Here is a 14,815-nt window from a genome sequence, read left to right as displayed (position 1 = left end):
CAATTTTACTACTTTTGTAGTGACTTGGAAGGGGTCGCATTACACTGGGCAAATGCCGGACAGACGCATCCAACTGCTTGACGCTGCCCTGGCCGTGGTGGCTGACAAGGGCATGAAGGGACTCACCCACCGCGCCGTGGACGGCGCCGCGGGCCTCTCCCAGGGCACCACGTCCAACTACTACCGCAGCCGCACAGCCTTGGTTGAGGCCGTCCTGGACCGGCTGCTGGAGCTGGACTCAGCCCTCCTGGCCAATCAGGCGCCGGCAGGCCCACCGCGGGATATTGGGGAGCTGGCACGACAGTTGGCGGCCCTGGTGCTGGCACTGGCCGGACAGCATGCCGGCTTGACCCGCGCCAGGCTGACACTCTCACTGGACAGGCCCGAGTCTGTGACCGCCGGCCACTTCCAGCTGGTGGGCGGCCTGGAACAGGCCCTTGCCGGGCTGGGAGTGCCGGACGCTCGAGCCCGGGCAAGGGATGTTGCCGACTATGGCGACGGGGTGCTGTTGCACCTCCTTACCGTAAGACGGGACGAAGAGCCCGACGCTGCCGCCATCGCGGCGGCAGTCCGGCGGCTGCTGGGTTCCTAGGCGCCGGCAGGCCAGCCCGTATACGCCTCAGCCAGGTAGGCCCTTCCATGGCGGGAGGAGACCACGGAGTTCAGTTCACCGAGCTGCCGCGCGCGGGAGAAGTCATCGGCGTCGGCGGGAGTGTGCAGCATGGTGGTCATCCAGTAGGAGAACTGCTGCGCCTTCCACACCCGGTCCAGGGCGCGGTCGCTGTAGGTCTCCAGCAGCCGGTCGGAGCCGGAGTTGTAGTGGCTGTCCAGCCCCTCGAAGAGAACCTTGACGTCGTTGATGGCCAGGTTGAGGCCCTTGGCGCCGGTGGGCGGCACGGTGTGCGCGGCGTCGCCGGCCAGGAAGAGGTTGCCATGGCGCATGGGAGTGTGGACGAAACTGCGGAAGGGGAGGACCATCTTCTCGATGACCGGCCCTTCCTTGAGTTCAAAGCCGTTGCCGTTGACCCGGCTGCGGAACTCTGCCCAGATCCTGTCGTCATCCCACTCGGCCACGTTCTCCTTGGGGTCGCACTGGAAATACATCCGCTGTACATTTTCCGTGCGCTGGCTGATCAGGGCGAAGCCGTTGGCGGAGTTGGCGTAGATCAGCTCGTCGGAGCTGCGCGGCGCTTCGGCCAGGATGCCGAACCAGGCGAAGGGGTATTCGTGGAAGTACCACTTGCGGTGCGCCTCCGGAATCTGGAAGCGGCAGTGGCTGCGCGATCCGTCGGCGCCCACCAGGAAGTCGGCCTGGATCTCGAAGTCAACGCCTTCGGAATCGGTGAACCAGACTTTCGGACTGCCCTCCAGATCATGGACGGACGTGTCCGTGACGCTGTAGCGGACGTCGCCGCCGTCGTCCTTCCTGCGTGCGGCAAGGTCCAGGAAAACGTCCGTTTGCGGGTACAGCCATACGGACTCCCCCACAAGGTCCTTGAAGTCGATGCGGTGGCTCTCGCCGTTGAAGCGCAGCTCGATACCGTCGTGCCGATCCCCGTCGCGCAGCACCCGGTCCGAGACCCCGCTGTCCACCAGCAGGTTGACGGTGCCATGCTCCAGGATGCCGGCGCGCACCGTGTGGGAAATTCCTTCATGGCTGCGGACCTCGATCACCGTGGATTCGATGCCTGCCTTTGCCAGGAGATGGGAGAGCATCAGTCCCGCCGGGCCGCCTCCCATGATGGCCACCTGGGTGGTGATGACTTTTCGTGCCATGGCTGCGTCTCGCTTCGTTGCGGGCCCGGGAAAGGGCCGGAATGGTTGCCTGGCTTCAGTGTGCGGGAAGGAGGGTGACACGCGTTACAACGGTTCCGTTCAACGGAAGCCAAAACAGATGCCTGGCCGAACCCCGGAACAGTCAGGCCCCGGCCAAGCCCCTGGCGATGCCGCGGGCGGCCGTTTGCAGTGCCGGCACCAGGGCCTGCAGGCGCATCTCCTGCAGCGGCACCACGACGCCCAGCGACGCAACGGCCCGCTTGCGGCGATCCAGCACGGGCACCGCGATCCCCCAGGTGCCGGCGTCCACCACGCCTTTGAGCTGCGCGAAGCCCTGGCGGGAGGTTTCGGCCAGCAGCCCCCGGACGTCCGCCGCAACCAGCTTCCCGTCGGGGTCGGCGAACTGGTCCAGGTACTCCTGCTGCAGCGCCTTGTCCTGGTGGGCCATGAGGGCCAATCCGGCGGATGAAATATGGACGGGCATCCGGCCCGCCACCTGGGCCCGGTTGGCCACCGAGCCCCGGCGGGACAGCCGCTCCACGAAGAGCGCTTCCCAGCCGTCCAGCACCGCGAGGTTCACATTCTGGTTCAGGACCTGCTGGATGTCCTCCATGAAGGGCATGGCCGCCTGCCGAAGCGCCAATGCCGGCGAGGCGCGGTTCACCAGCTCCCACAGCCGGAGTCCGGGCCGCACCATGCCGCCGGGAGCGGTCTCCAGCAGCCCATGGCCGGCGAGCTGCTGCACCAGACGGTGGGTGGTGGTCAGCGGAAGGCCTGCCCGGTCAGCCAGGTCGGACAATCGCAGGGCACCGACGTCCTGGGGGAAGGCGGAGATCAGCCGCACGATCCGGTCCACCACCGAATCCCCCGAGTTTGAGTTCGCCACGGCCGCATCCCTTCCGTTCAATGGGACGTCTAGCGTACCGCGCACGCCGCAAACGCAAACGCAGGTTGGAAACCCGGGCCGGAAAGGCGGTCAGGCCGCCGTCGTCCGCTCCGTGATCCTGCGCCGCTGCCTGATGCGGCGCCACGCGCCGGGAGCCAGCACCACGGCGATGCCGACGGCGGCGCCGATCACGGTCTCGATGATGCGGTCCCGCAGCAGGATGGAGGGTGAGGCCGGGACCACCAGCAGTGTTGAGACCAGGGCGAGGGGTGTCACGAACACCTGGGCCAGCAGGTACTGGCGGATGATGAACATTTCGGCGCCGAACTGGCACAGCGCCATCACCAGCACGGTCTGCCACGGCTGCAGGCCCACCAGCAGCACGGCAGCCAGGACCAGCAGGCCCAGGACGGTGCCGATGATCCTTTGGATGCCGCGCCGCACCCGGTGCCGGGTGGTGTGGCCCACCAGCGGCACCACGGCAGCCACCATGGCCCAGTAGTTGTGCCCGAACCCCAGGCGCTCCCCGGCCCAGGTGGCCAGCCCGCCGGCAAGGCCGGCGGCCACCAGGTACCCGAGCCCCTCAAGCCAGGCCGCGCGCTTCTCCGCGGGCGTGCGCCGGATGCGGGGAGGCCGGGTCCAGGGAGTGCGGTGGCTGCGCAGGATCCGGGACGAGAAGCCCACCAGCAGGGCGAACGCCGTGGTGAGGACGGCCACCAGCATGCCCTGCCACAGCGGCGGCTGGTTGGGAATGGAGGCGATGGCGGCGAAGGCAAAGATATGGAACAACGAGCCCGCCGGGCGCAGTCGAAGCCAGGAAATGGCAACGGAACAGGCGCCGGCCACCAGCGTGGTGGCCAGGACCAGCAGCCAGGTGTGGGCGGCGGCGTCCAGGCCCCAGGCCGGACCCATCCGGGCCGCGAGCGCTGCCAGGAGCATGACCAGCAGCATCAGCAGCCCGGCCCGCAGCTGCAGCACAAACCGGACAGCGTGGGGTTCACCGCGGCCGTAGATCCCGGTGAAGGCGCCGAAGGACGCGAAGATTGCCAGGTCCAGCCTGCCGAGCAGCACCAGCGTGATCAGTGGAACGAAGACGCCCACGGCACACCTCAAGGCGGGGTGGTGGTCCTTGTTGCCGGGGCCAATGCTGAACATTTCAGCAAGCATCTTCACGGGCAGCGCCTTCCTGCGGTTCCTGGGTGGATTTTCACGGGCGGCCGCGCTGACGTTCCTGGTAAATCCTACGGGGCGGGCCCTGGAAGTGCCCGGGCGCGTTCCCCTGAATGGAATCAGGAGGCAACGCAGCGGAAACAGCGCAGGACGATGCTGGTGTCATGAAGCGCCCTGCAAACCACACGCCCGCTGCCGAACTGCGCTGCGAGGTCTGCGGCCTGATGCCCGACCCGCCCAAGGCGCGGCTGACCCTGGCCAACATCGCAGTGATGCTGCCCATAGAGCTGCTGGTCCACGCCCTGATAGTGGAAACCCACCTTCCCTATGTGGCCAAGGTCCTGGTGCTGACCCTGACCGCGACAGTCCTGGTGATCTGGGTGGCCGAGCCTTCAGCGGCCCGGATGCTGCTGCGCTGGCTGCACGCCCCGGCCCTCCGGCACCGGCGGCAGCTGGCGTCGGCGCCGTCCCTTTGGCGGGCGCGCACGCTGCTCAGGGACCAGCCGGGGTCACTGCAGCGGATCACGGCGGCATTGGCCCGGCTGGACACCAACATCCTGAGCATCCACGTCCACCCGGTAGCGGACGGGGTCCTGGATGAGTTTGTCCTCTCGGTCCCCGGCGAGGTGGGCGAGCACGAGCTGCTGGCGGCATTGCACGACGGCGGCGGCAGCAGTCCGCACGCCTGGCCCACTACTGCGCTGGCCATGGCTGACGGGCAGACCAGGGCGCTCAGCCTGGCAGCGAGGATCGCTGCCGCCCCCGACGAACTGCCCCTGGCGGTGGCCGAGCTTTTGCACGCACGGATTGTGCCGTCGTCGGACGCCGGCTTAAAAGTGTCCGACGACGGGACGCACCTTAAGATCCCCACCGCCTGGCACGGCCCCATCACCTTCGCCCGGCCGGGAGAGCCGTTCACTCCCGCGGAGTCGGCGCGGGCCCACCGGCTGGCGGAACTGGCCGAGATCATGTCCTACCGGCCGGCCGGGTCCCCAGCAGCGCGTTGAGGCCCCACCCCACGACAGCCACCAGGACAATGGCGCCGGCCATGGACGCCAGCTGCACCGGGGTGGACAGGATGCCAAGGCTGACAATCAGCGTGGTGGCGCCCGCAGGAGGATGCGGCAGGCCAAGCCAGGTCAGGACCAGGGTGGTCAGCCCAACCGACAACACGCCGCTGAGGACATGCAGCGGCGTCAGCCCGCCCACGGCCGCGGAGGGCTGGTCCTGCAGGCCCAGCCCATACAGGCAGAGCGCCCCCGCGGCCAGCCCCACGCCGTGGCCTACCAGGGTGTTGATCGGCCGTGAAGCCTTCTGTTCGGGCGACTCGAAGAACAGCATCACCGTGGGGCCGAGGCTTGGGAACAGCCAGGGAAGGTGTAACAGGAGGCCCACCAGGCCACTGACGGCGAGGACCACGATACTCAGGACACCGGCGTAGATGGCGGCGCCCAGCTTGTCCCAGCGTTGCTTTGCGCGGTCCAGGAGTGCGGTTGTCATGGCTGTTCCTCTCTGCGGGTGCGACTGGCGGCCGGGGAGTTTTCCATGCCGCCCTCACCCGGGCCTTACCCCTTGCGCGGCGGTCACAATCCGTCAGGAAGTCCCTGCGGGCTTCCCGGGAGCAAAAACCCTTGACAGTGGTCCGAGTCACTCCTACCGTTGTTTTTGGGATCCCAAGTCGGGATCCCAAAAACGCACTTCCCGCTCTACGCTCCGGATCGTCCAGCGGGCCTTTTCCCCACCGGCAGGCCACCGCCCTGCCAGGCAAAGTACTCCACATCCATTCGCATCCTCCCCATCCGTAAACTTCCCCGTGAAGGAGAAGCTGTGTCCATCCCAAACACTGAAACAACGGCCACGTCTGACGAGGCCACGCCCGGCACTACCGAAACGCGCGGAAAGGACGGAACGCAACGGCGCACTTCCGTCCGCTGGAAAATGTTCCTGCTCCTGCTCGTCCTGGTTGCCGTCAACTACATCGACCGCGGCTCCATTTCAGTCGCGCTCCCTATCATCCAAAAGGAATTCAATCTCGCCCCGGAGCTTGTGGGCCTGCTGCTCTCTGCCTTCTTCTGGACCTACGCCCTCATGCAGATCCCTGTAGGCCTGCTCATCGACAAGTTCGGTCCCCGCAAGGTGATGACCGCCTCCTGTGTGGGCTGGGGCGCCGCAACTGCCGCATCAGGGATGGCCGGAGGCTTCCTGAGCATGTTTATCGCCCGCCTCGGCATCGGCGTGACCGAAGCAGGTGTCATGCCGGCCGGCGGCAAGCTCAACGCCATCTGGATGCACAAGTCGGAGCGCGGCCGCGGAGCCACCATTTTGGATGCCGGCGCCCCGCTGGGAGCAGGCCTTGGCGGCATCCTCATCGCCGGCCTCATCGCCGCAACGGGCAGTTGGCGCAGTTCGTTCGTGATCGCCGGCGCCGCAACAGTCCTGATGGGCCTGGCCGTCTGGTGGTATGTCCGCGACAATCCGCGGCAGCACCGCGGTGTCAATGCCGCCGAAGCCGATTACATCGAAGCGTCGCACGCTGCCGAGGATGCCGAAGCCGAGCTCGACGGCAGCCGGGGCAAGCGCGCACTGCTCCCCTACCTTAAGTTCCGTTCCTTCTGGGCCATGTGCTTCGGCTGGCTCGGCTTCAATGGAGTGTTCTATGGCCTGCTGACCTGGGGCCCGCTCTACCTCGCCCAGGCCAAGGGCTTCGACTTGAAGACCATCGGCTGGTCCACCTTCGTCATCTTCGGCGCCGGCTTCGTGGGTGAAATCCTGGGCGGCACCATTGCTGACAAGTGGCGGGCGTCCGGCGCCTCAGCCAACCGGGTGATGCGCACCCTCCTGGGCATCTCCAGCGCCGTGGTGATCGGCGGCCTGGTGGGCGTCACCGTGGTCCCGGACCCCACCACCGCGGTGGTGCTGCTCTCCCTCGTCATGTTCTTCCTGCGCTGGGTGGGCCTGTTCTGGAGCATCCCCTCCATCCTTGGCGGCCGCACCAACGCGGGCGTTCTGGGAGGCGCCATGAACTTCAGCGGCAACATCTCCGGGTTCGTCACTCCGATCGCCGTCGGCCTGATCGTAGGGGCAACGGGTTCCTACACCTGGGCGCTGCTGTACTTCGTCGCTTCCGCGGTGATCATGGGCGCCTCAGTGCTCACCCTGAACTACAACAAGCGGCTTCCTGTCTAAGCTGACCCTCGCAGGGAAACTTGCAAACAACGCCCCCGCAGCCGGGAGCAGTGCCACACGAAAATCCGAATGGAGCATCATGCTGACCGCCGAAGAGACCCAGGACAAGGACCGCCCCCTCCGCGAAACCGTCCGGGACACCCTCCGCACCAGGATTTTTGAAGGACACTACGCTCCCGGCACGCGGCTGGTGGAGCGCGACCTGGCAGCCGAATTCTCCGTTTCCCGGCTGCCGGTCCGGGAGGCCCTGCGCATGCTCCGCCAGGAAGGCCTGATCAGCGACCGCGGCGCACGCGGGGCCGAAGTGAGCAGCCTCAGCCCCAAGGACGTGGAGGACCTCTTCGACGTCCGCCAGTCCCTGGAAGTCCTGGCCTGCCGGCTCGCCGCCAGGCGGGCCACCAGGGAGGACCTCGCCTATTTGAAGGGGCTGCTGGACAACGCGGAGGCCTTCCTGGCCAAGGGTTCCGTGATGGAGGCGCACCGCTCCAACAGCGAATTCCACGACGCCATCACCGCCATCGCGGACAACAACTTCCTCAAATCCGCCCTGGAACCCCTCCAGGGCCGGATGCACTGGCTGTTCCGGCACGTCAGCGACCTGCCCGAACTCATCCGCGAACACCGCGACCTGTACGCCGCCATTGCCAGCGGCGATCCGGACAAGGCAGCCGCCCAGTCCGCATCCCACATCGGAAAGTACCGGGACCAGTTCCCCGAGGACTTCCAGAAGACCGAACCAGAATTCCACCGGAAGAGAAAATGAAACTCCTGGTCATCAACCCCAACATCAGCGCCGACGTCACGGCCCTGATCGAATCCGAGGCCCTCCGATCCGCCTCCCCCGGCACCGAACTGCTGGTCCGGACTGCCGGCCACGGCGTGGAATACATCGAGACCCGCTTCGAATCCCTGATTGCCGCCGGCGCCGTGGCGGAGCTCATCGCCGAACACACCCGCCCCGGCGCAGACCCGGTGGATGCCGTGGTGGTGGCAGCCTTTGGCGACCCCGGCATGCCCGCCCTCAAGGAACTGGCCGACGTGCCGGTCATCGGCATCACCGAGGCCGCATTGTGCGCAGCCGCACTGCAGGGCCACCGGTTCTCCATCATCGCCATCTCGGACCGGATCAGGCCCTGGTACCGGGAATGCGTGGAGCAGTTCGGACTCGCCGGGCGGCTGGCCTCCATCCGTTCCATCAATGACTCCCTGAACAGCATCGCCTCCGTGCAGCAGGACTTCAGGGAAACCCTGCTGGCACTCAGCCGGCAGGCAGTGGCTGAGGACGGCGCCGACGTCGTCATCCTTGCCGGCGCCCCGCTGGCCGGCCTTGCCCGCGAACTCAAGGGGCAGATCCCCGTCCCTGTGGTGGACGGCATCTCCGCCGGCGTCCGCATGGCCGAGGCCGTCGCCGCACTCCAGTCCGGTCCGCACCGGGCCGGCGCCTTCGCCCCGCCCCCGGCCAAGGACCGCATGGGACTGTCAGGCAACCTGGACGCGGCCCTCGCCGCCCGCCAGGAACATGCCGGCACTCCCCAGCCCACCGCCTAGCCACAGCCCACCAACTTCAGGAGGACACCGATGTCCCGCCAGCCTCAACTTGTCATTGCCAACGCCACCGTGGTGAACAGCCACGGCCGCCAGGAAGCGCACGTCGTGGTGCAGGACGGACGGATTGCCCGGCTTGTCGACACCGCCCAGCCCGTGCCCGCGGCGGACCACACCATCGACGCCACAGGCAAGCTGCTGATCCCCGGCGGCGTGGACGGACACTGCCACGTTGCCCAGGTGACCGGGCGCTTCCGCACCCTGGACGACTACCGGACCACCTCCACCGCAGCGCTGTGGGGCGGGACCACCACCATCATCGATTTCGGCATTCCCCGCGACGCCCAGGAAACCCCGCTCGCCGCCGCCCTGCACAAGAAGGAACTCGCCACGCAGTCCCGCTGCGATGTTGCCCTCCACGGTTCCGTGGTCAGCTGGGACGAAACAGTCCCGTGGCAGCTTGAGCAGCTGGCAGCGGAAGGCATCAGGTCGGTGAAGATGTACACCACCAACCGGGGCAGCACGATGGCAGACGGCGACACCATCCTGAAGGTCATGCGGGAAATGGTGCGGCTGGACGGGTTGACCTACATCCACGCCGAGCACGATCCGATCATTGCCGACTGCACGGGGCAGCACGCCCAGGATGGCCGGATCGGCATCGAACACCTGCACCGGACCCGGCCGGAGCTGGCCGAGGAGATCTCGGTCAAGGAGACCCTGGCCATGGCCGAATACACGGCCGCCCCGGTCTACTTCGTCCACCAGTCCACCCCCGGCGCCGTGGACCTGGTGAGCCAGGCACGGGACCGCGGGCTGGAGGCGTACTCCGAGACCTGCCCGCATTACGTGACGCTGGACGACTCCGTGTACGGCTCGAGATTCCCCGAGTGGTTCGCGTGCTGCCCACCCATGCGCAACGCGGAAACCGTGGCCGCCCTCAAGGAACGGCTGGTCTCCGGAGCCATCCACACCATGTCCTCCGACCACTCCTGTTACGACCTGTCCCAGAAACGCGAGCGCACCGATGACGTGCGCGCCATGCCGCACGGCCTGCCCGGCGTGGAGACGCGGATGCCGGTCACGTTCACCGCGATGACATCCGCCGGGGCAACCGTGGAGCAGTTCGTGGAGGCCTTCGCCGCCGCGCCTGCCCGCATCAACGCCGTGCCCGGCAAAGGCCGCATCGCCGAAGGGTTCGACGCCGACCTGGTGCTTTTCGACCCCGCCGAGGAACGCACGGTGGACGGCTCAGCCCTGCACATGGGAACGGACTTCTCACCCTTCGACGGGAAGGCACTCAGGGGCTGGCCCGCCGTCGTTGTTTCCAACGGGCGGGTGGTCCTGGACGCGGACGGCTTCCATGACCCCGGGGCCGTGGGCCGCTTCATCAACCGCAACGGCTTCCGCGAGCACCGGTCCGGCGCCCCCGAAGCCTCCCAGATCACCGCCGCCCTCTAGGAGCCACCATGCCCGCAAGCACACGCCCACGCAGGATCGGCATGATCGTGCCGTCCTCCAACACCTGCCTGGAACCCCAGACCTACCGCATCCTGGGCAGCCGCGCCGACGTCACCGTGCACTTCACCCGGATCCCCGTCACCCGCATCGCCCTCGACGATTCCTCCGACCGCCAGTTCGACCCGACAGTCATGCAGGAGGCAGCCGGGCTGCTGGCGACGGCCGATGTGGACGTGATTGCCTGGAACGGCACGTCGGGCTCTTGGCTGGGCTCGGCGCACGACCGGGAGCTGGCGGCCGGGATCACAGGCGCCACCGGCATCCCCGCCACCACCTCCACCCTGGCCTACCTCGAGGCCTTCCGGAGCTTCGGCACGGAGCGGATCGGCTTGTTCACCCCGTACACGGAGGACGTGAACCACCAGGTCATCGCGTCCTACGAGCGCGAAGGCATCAAGACCGTGGACCACCGGGCGCTGGGCCTCAGTGACAACGAGTCCTTTGCCCGGGTCACCGACGACGAAATGCGCCCAGGCTCCCTGGAGCTCGCTGCCGCCGCCCCCGACGCCCTGGTATACCTGTGCACCAACCTTTACGGGGCCAACATCACCGCGGACATCGAGGACGCCACCGGGGTTCCGGTGCTGGACTCCGTGGCCGTCACCCTCTGGCATGCCCTGAAACTGGCAGGCGCGCCGCTGCTCGAGCCCCGGTGGGGGCGGCTGCTGGCATAGCCGGCCTTCACATGCGCAGGGCCGTTACATCCGCACGGCCGTTACATCCGCAGGGTCAGGGCACCGGGCTCCATGGTCATGAGCACGTGCTTGCCCTGGCCCTCGTGGTCCCCGTCCAACTGGTAGTCGTCCTTGTGTTCCAGCGTGATCTCAACGGTGGTTCCCTGGAAGTACTCCACGGCAGTGTCCTTGCCGCGGCCCTTGCCGATCATTCCCGCCACCACCGAGAGCCACCCCAGCTTCCCGTGGTGCGGTGCCAGGACCGCGATATCCAGCAGACCGTCGTCCACTTTGGCATCAGGGAAGATCTCAAGGCCGCCCTGGACCTTGCCGCAGTTGCCCACCATCACGCTGCGGACGCCACGGTGGACAGCCCTCTTGCCGTCAATCACCACGGTTGCCTTAACCGGTTTTCCGGGCAGGTTCCGTATACCGGCGTCCACGTAGGCCAGCCAGCCCACCTTGTGCTTCAGTTCCTGGTTGGTGTCCGCCATGATGGTGGCGTCATAGCCCATGCCGGCCATGACCAGGAACATTTGCTCCTTGTCCGGATCGCTGCGGCGGGCGCGGACCACGTCGATCTTCCTTTCCGTGCCCACCAGGGCTCCGGACAGGGCGCCGTCATAATCAGTGACGTCGATGCCCAGGTTGCGCGCCAGCAGGTTGCCCGTTCCCAGCGGCAGCAAGCCCATCGGAATGTCCCCGCCGGCCAGGACCTCGGCCACGCAGCGGACTGTCCCGTCGCCGCCGGCCGCGATCACCAGGTCAGCGCCCTGGGCCAGGGCTTCCTTCGCCTGCCCGACGCCGGGGTCCTCCTCCGTGGTCTCGAACCAAAGCGTCTCACCCCAGCCGTTCTCGTCAGCGTGCTTGGCCATGAGCTCCCGCACGTCGATGTCCACCGTCTTTGCGGGGTTGATGACGACGGCGGCACGCTTGGGGGAAGGGGAATGGTGTTCAGTCATGGCGTCCTCTGATGGCGGATGGAAAGCAAGCTCCTGAAAGAAGGGTAACCCGCGCCTGGTGCCTTTCCATGCCTACAGCGCCTTCACTGCACCGAGCACCTGGGCCAGGGAGTCCTTGGCGTCGCCGAACAGCAGTGACGTCTGCGGCTGGTACAGAAGGTCATTCTCGATGCCGGCGAACCCCGGGCGCATGGACCGCTTGAGGAACACCACCTGCCGTGCCTCCGCCACCTCCAGGATGGGCATCCCGTAAATCGGCGAGCCGGACGAGGTCTTGGCCGCCGGGTTCACCACATCGTTGGCGCCCACCACCAGGGCCACGTCCGTCGTCTTGAACTCCGGGTTGATCTCGCCCATCTCCTTCAGCGACTCGTACGGGACGTTGGCCTCGGCCAGGAGCACGTTCATGTGGCCCGGCATGCGGCCGGCCACCGGGTGGATCGCGAAGTCCACCTCGATGCCGCGGGCCTCCAGGGCCAGTGCCAGTTCGGCGGCCGTGTGCTGCCCCTGGGCCACGGCCAGGCCGTAACCGGGGACGATGATCACCCGCTGGGCGTACCCCAAAAGAACAGCCACGTCCTCGGGCGAGGACGAACGGACGGGACGCTCGCTGACGGCCGTTGAGCCCGCCGTCGAACCTCCCCTGAAAGCCCCGAACAGGATGCCCGCCACGCTCCGGCCCATGGCGGCCGCCATGGCCCGGGTGAGGATGGTGCCCGAAGCCCCCACCAGGGTCCCTGCCACCACCAGCAGCACGTTGCCCAGCACCAGGCCGGACGCCGCGACGGCCAGGCCGGTGAAGGCGTTCAGCAGCGAGATGACGATGGGAACGTCCGCGCCGCCCACGGGCAGCACCAGCAGGACGCCGGCGGCGAGGCCCAGGGCCAGCAGCAGGACCGCAAGGGGCAGCGAACCAGTGACGACCACGGCCACGCCGGCGGCCACCGCGGCGAGCAGGACCGCGGACATCACCACCGGCAGGCCCGGGAACACCACGGGACGGGTGGTCATCAGTTCCTGCAGCTTGGCGAACGTCAAGCCCGAGCCGGCGAAGGAAACGGCACCCACCAGGAGCGTGAACACGATGGCCACCCGCACCCAGGGATTGTCCGAATGGGCCAGTTCCAAGAGCGCCACCAGGGCAGCCGCGCCGCCGCCCACCCCGTTGAAAAGGGCAACCAGTTGCGGCATCTGCGTCATCTTCACGCGCCGGGCCACCGGCGCCGCCACGGCCGAGCCTATGGCGATTGCCGCCAAGATCCAGGGAATGTTGTCCAGCCGGGCGGACAGGAACACCGTGATGACGGCGATCAGCGCCCCGAGTGCGCCCACCAGGTTTCCCCGCCGGGCCGTTCGCGGGGAGCTGAGGCCCCGCAGGGCCAGGATGAAGCAGACCGCCGCGGCGAGGTAAAGCAGGGAGGTCCAGACGGGGTCGAGGAGGCTCATTTGCCGCCTCCCTTGGGCTCGACGGCGCGCGCCTTGGCCGTGTCCTTCTTCGCGTGGAACATATGCAGCATCCGGTCCGTCACCACGAACCCGCCCACCAGGTTGGCGGTGGCAAGGACGACGGCGAGCAGCGCCACCGCCAGGACCCAGGGGTCTGCTGCCTGGCCGGCCACGATGATGGCACCGACCAGGATGATGCCGTGGATGGCGTTGGCGCCGGACATGAGCGGGGTGTGCAGGGTGCTGGAGACCTTGGACACCACTTCGAAGCCGACGAACACCGCCAGTACCGTGATGGTCAGCAGCGCTGTTCCGTCCATCAGAGCGCCCCTTCCTGCCGGGCCGCAGCCGTGGCGGGCTCCGCGGAAGCACGTGCCCGGGCCCTCAGCAGCTCCGCCGTGGGCTGGTGTCGTACCACGCCGTCGTGGGTGAGGCAGGCGCCGGCCACCACTTCATCGTCGAAATCCAGGTGCAGGGTGCCGGGGCCGTCATCGGCGCGGACCAGCAGGGCCAGCAGGTTGGCCACGTTCTTGGCGTAGAGGCGGGAGGCGTCCGAGGCCATGGCCGAAGCCGGGTCCTTCAGGCCCACCAGGGTGATGTGCCCCATTCCGTCGGCGGTGGGGATCGGGATGTCCTGGCCCGGAACGGATCCCTCCACGTTGCCGCCGGATTCGGCCGCCAGATCCACGACCACCGATCCCGGCCGCATGCCCTGGACCATCTCGCGCGTCACCAAAAGGGGCGCTGGCCGCCCGGGGACCGCCGCCGTCGTAATCAATACGTCCGATTGCGCCACGTGCGGCGCCAGCAACTGCCGCTGCCGGGTGCCGGCGTCGGAGCTCAACTGCCGGGCGTAGCCGCCGGCCGCCTCCGCCGTCTCAAGGTCCAGGCGGATGAAGGTGCCGCCCATGGAGGCGACCTCGTCCGCGGAGGCGGGGCGGATATCGTTCGCGAAAACCCGGGCGCCCAGGCGCTTGGCGGTGCCGATGGCCTGCAGCCCCGCCACCCCGGCGCCGAGCACCAGCACCCGGGCGGGCGGGACGGTGCCGGCGGCCGTCATGTACAGCGGGAAGAAGCGGGGCAGCCGGATGGCCGCCTCCAGCACGCAGCGGTACCCGGCCACCAGCGCCTGGGAAGTCAGGGCGTCCATGGACTGGGCGCGGGAAATGCGCGGCACCAGTTCCAGGGCGAAGGACGTCACCTCGTTGTCCGCGAGCGCCTGCACGGCCGGCAGTTCGGACGACGGCGACGCGAGCCCCACGGTGACGGTTCCCCCTTTTCAAGGATGCGGCGGTCTCCGGGTCAAGGGGGCGGACGTGGGCAAGGATGTCGAGGGCGCCAACGTCCAGCTCCGGGACGATGGCCGCACCGGCGTTTTGGTATTCCTGATCCGCGTGCCCGGCACCGTCCCCTGCTCCGGTTTCCACGAGGACCTCCAGCCCCAAACCGGCCAGCTGCCGGACGGTGTCCGGAGTGGCGGCAACACGCCGCTCACCCTCCCGGCGTTCCCGCGGTATGCCCAGTTTCACCCGGTGACTCCTCTTCCCGACAAGCAGTGCAGCGGCTCCGCTGCACGCAGTTGGCTTGAGTCTAGGGCCACTGCAGCGGCGACGGGAGTGGGATGGCAAGCTTGGGTGGCAAACAGTTAC

Annotated in this window: 14 protein-coding genes and 1 pseudogene; 7 read left to right on the top strand and 8 right to left on the bottom strand. The window is 67.8% G+C overall.

Features of this window, described 5'->3' with window-relative positions; translation table 11 throughout:
* Window positions 1-52 precede the first annotated feature (52 nt).
* Window positions 53-592: a TetR/AcrR family transcriptional regulator gene (locus QFZ60_RS21020; protein WP_307092994.1), complete on the top strand. Its 540-nt coding sequence runs from the start codon at window positions 53-55 to the stop codon at window positions 590-592.
* Here QFZ60_RS21020 and QFZ60_RS21015 read toward each other — a convergent pair.
* The 3 genes from QFZ60_RS21015 to QFZ60_RS21005 form a co-directional block, all read right to left on the bottom strand.
* Window positions 589-1,776 (bottom strand): 4-hydroxybenzoate 3-monooxygenase, encoded by a 1,188-nt coding sequence (locus QFZ60_RS21015; RefSeq protein WP_307092992.1) that lies wholly within the window; start codon window positions 1,774-1,776, stop codon window positions 589-591. The genes QFZ60_RS21020 and QFZ60_RS21015 overlap by 4 nt on opposite strands.
* A gap of 142 nt (window positions 1,777-1,918) precedes the next feature.
* On the bottom strand, window positions 1,919-2,662 hold the full coding sequence (locus tag QFZ60_RS21010; protein ID WP_307092991.1) for an IclR family transcriptional regulator: 744 nt from the start codon (window positions 2,660-2,662) through the stop codon (window positions 1,919-1,921).
* A gap of 90 nt (window positions 2,663-2,752) precedes the next feature.
* Window positions 2,753-3,835: an FUSC family protein gene (locus tag QFZ60_RS21005; RefSeq protein ID WP_307092989.1), complete on the bottom strand. Its 1,083-nt coding sequence runs from the start codon at window positions 3,833-3,835 to the stop codon at window positions 2,753-2,755.
* 161 nt (window positions 3,836-3,996) lie between these two features.
* On the opposite strand from QFZ60_RS21005, the gene QFZ60_RS21000 reads away from it, so the two are divergent.
* Window positions 3,997-4,839 (top strand): ACT domain-containing protein, encoded by an 843-nt coding sequence (locus QFZ60_RS21000; protein WP_307092988.1) that lies wholly within the window; start codon window positions 3,997-3,999, stop codon window positions 4,837-4,839.
* On the opposite strand, the gene QFZ60_RS20995 is transcribed toward QFZ60_RS21000, so the two are convergent.
* A complete protein-coding gene (locus QFZ60_RS20995) occupies window positions 4,799-5,332 on the bottom strand; it encodes an HPP family protein (RefSeq protein WP_307092986.1) in 534 nt (177 codons plus the stop codon). The two genes, QFZ60_RS21000 and QFZ60_RS20995, sit on opposite strands and share 41 nt — an antisense overlap.
* A 327-nt stretch (window positions 5,333-5,659) precedes the next feature.
* Here QFZ60_RS20995 and QFZ60_RS20990 point away from each other — a divergent pair, with 327 nt between their 5' ends.
* The 5 genes from QFZ60_RS20990 to QFZ60_RS20970 all read left to right on the top strand — a co-directional run bounded on the left by QFZ60_RS20990 (window position 5,660) and on the right by QFZ60_RS20970 (window position 10,758).
* Window positions 5,660-7,018 (top strand): MFS transporter, encoded by a 1,359-nt coding sequence (locus tag QFZ60_RS20990; protein ID WP_307092984.1) that lies wholly within the window; start codon window positions 5,660-5,662, stop codon window positions 7,016-7,018.
* Between the two features lie 79 nt (window positions 7,019-7,097).
* Complete coding sequence (locus tag QFZ60_RS20985; RefSeq protein WP_307092982.1) at window positions 7,098-7,781, top strand: GntR family transcriptional regulator; 684 nt, start codon at window positions 7,098-7,100, stop codon at window positions 7,779-7,781.
* On the top strand, window positions 7,778-8,566 hold the full coding sequence (locus QFZ60_RS20980) for an aspartate/glutamate racemase family protein (protein WP_307092981.1): 789 nt from the start codon (window positions 7,778-7,780) through the stop codon (window positions 8,564-8,566). The genes QFZ60_RS20985 and QFZ60_RS20980 overlap by 4 nt, the downstream gene beginning before the upstream one ends.
* A 30-nt stretch (window positions 8,567-8,596) precedes the next feature.
* Window positions 8,597-10,024 carry an amidohydrolase family protein gene (locus tag QFZ60_RS20975; RefSeq protein ID WP_307092979.1) on the top strand — a complete coding sequence of 476 codons (1,428 nt, stop codon included), beginning with the start codon at window positions 8,597-8,599 and terminating at the stop codon, window positions 10,022-10,024.
* A gap of 8 nt (window positions 10,025-10,032) precedes the next feature.
* Complete coding sequence (locus QFZ60_RS20970) at window positions 10,033-10,758, top strand: aspartate/glutamate racemase family protein (protein ID WP_307092977.1); 726 nt, start codon at window positions 10,033-10,035, stop codon at window positions 10,756-10,758.
* Between the two features lie 41 nt (window positions 10,759-10,799).
* Here QFZ60_RS20970 and QFZ60_RS20965 read toward each other — a convergent pair whose 3' ends face one another.
* The 4 genes and pseudogenes from QFZ60_RS20965 to QFZ60_RS20950 all read right to left on the bottom strand — a co-directional run bounded on the left by QFZ60_RS20965 (window position 10,800) and on the right by QFZ60_RS20950 (window position 14,695).
* Window positions 10,800-11,720, bottom strand: a complete 921-nt coding sequence (locus QFZ60_RS20965) for a diacylglycerol kinase family protein (protein ID WP_307092976.1) — start codon at window positions 11,718-11,720, stop codon at window positions 10,800-10,802.
* Window positions 11,721-11,792: 72 nt separating this feature from the next.
* Window positions 11,793-13,166, bottom strand: coding sequence for an NAD(P)(+) transhydrogenase (Re/Si-specific) subunit beta (locus QFZ60_RS20960; protein ID WP_307092975.1), 1,374 nt, complete (start codon window positions 13,164-13,166; stop codon window positions 11,793-11,795).
* A complete protein-coding gene (locus QFZ60_RS20955) occupies window positions 13,163-13,486 on the bottom strand; it encodes an NAD(P) transhydrogenase subunit alpha (protein WP_307092974.1) in 324 nt (107 codons plus the stop codon). Before QFZ60_RS20955 ends, QFZ60_RS20960 begins: the two co-directional genes overlap by 4 nt.
* Window positions 13,486-14,695, bottom strand: a pseudogene (locus QFZ60_RS20950) (Re/Si-specific NAD(P)(+) transhydrogenase subunit alpha). Before QFZ60_RS20950 ends, QFZ60_RS20955 begins: the two are co-directional and overlap by 1 nt.
* Between the last annotated feature and the right edge of the window lie 120 nt (window positions 14,696-14,815).

It is taken from the genome of Arthrobacter sp. B2I5 (assembly GCF_030816735.1).
Classification (GTDB): Bacteria; Actinomycetota; Actinomycetes; order Actinomycetales; family Micrococcaceae; genus Arthrobacter.
This window is presented reverse-complemented; position numbering and strand designations above follow the sequence as displayed.

What these genes read in the sequence shown, in the direction of transcription:
- QFZ60_RS20970 (WP_307092977.1), top strand. Translation starts at nt 10,033, where the DNA reads ATGCCCGCAAGCACACGCCCACGCAGGATCGGCATGATCGTGCCGTCC.
- QFZ60_RS20955 (WP_307092974.1), bottom strand. Translation starts at nt 13,486, where the DNA reads ATGGACGGAACAGCGCTGCTGACCATCACGGTACTGGCGGTGTTCGTC.
- QFZ60_RS20965 (WP_307092976.1), bottom strand. Translation starts at nt 11,720, where the DNA reads ATGACTGAACACCATTCCCCTTCCCCCAAGCGTGCCGCCGTCGTCATC.
- QFZ60_RS20975 (WP_307092979.1), top strand. Translation starts at nt 8,597, where the DNA reads ATGTCCCGCCAGCCTCAACTTGTCATTGCCAACGCCACCGTGGTGAAC.
- QFZ60_RS20985 (WP_307092982.1), top strand. Translation starts at nt 7,098, where the DNA reads ATGCTGACCGCCGAAGAGACCCAGGACAAGGACCGCCCCCTCCGCGAA.
- QFZ60_RS20960 (WP_307092975.1), bottom strand. Translation starts at nt 13,166, where the DNA reads ATGAGCCTCCTCGACCCCGTCTGGACCTCCCTGCTTTACCTCGCCGCG.
- QFZ60_RS20980 (WP_307092981.1), top strand. Translation starts at nt 7,778, where the DNA reads ATGAAACTCCTGGTCATCAACCCCAACATCAGCGCCGACGTCACGGCC.
- QFZ60_RS21015 (WP_307092992.1), bottom strand. Translation starts at nt 1,776, where the DNA reads ATGGCACGAAAAGTCATCACCACCCAGGTGGCCATCATGGGAGGCGGC.
- QFZ60_RS21000 (WP_307092988.1), top strand. Translation starts at nt 3,997, where the DNA reads ATGAAGCGCCCTGCAAACCACACGCCCGCTGCCGAACTGCGCTGCGAG.
- QFZ60_RS21020 (WP_307092994.1), top strand. Translation starts at nt 53, where the DNA reads ATGCCGGACAGACGCATCCAACTGCTTGACGCTGCCCTGGCCGTGGTG.
- QFZ60_RS20995 (WP_307092986.1), bottom strand. Translation starts at nt 5,332, where the DNA reads ATGACAACCGCACTCCTGGACCGCGCAAAGCAACGCTGGGACAAGCTG.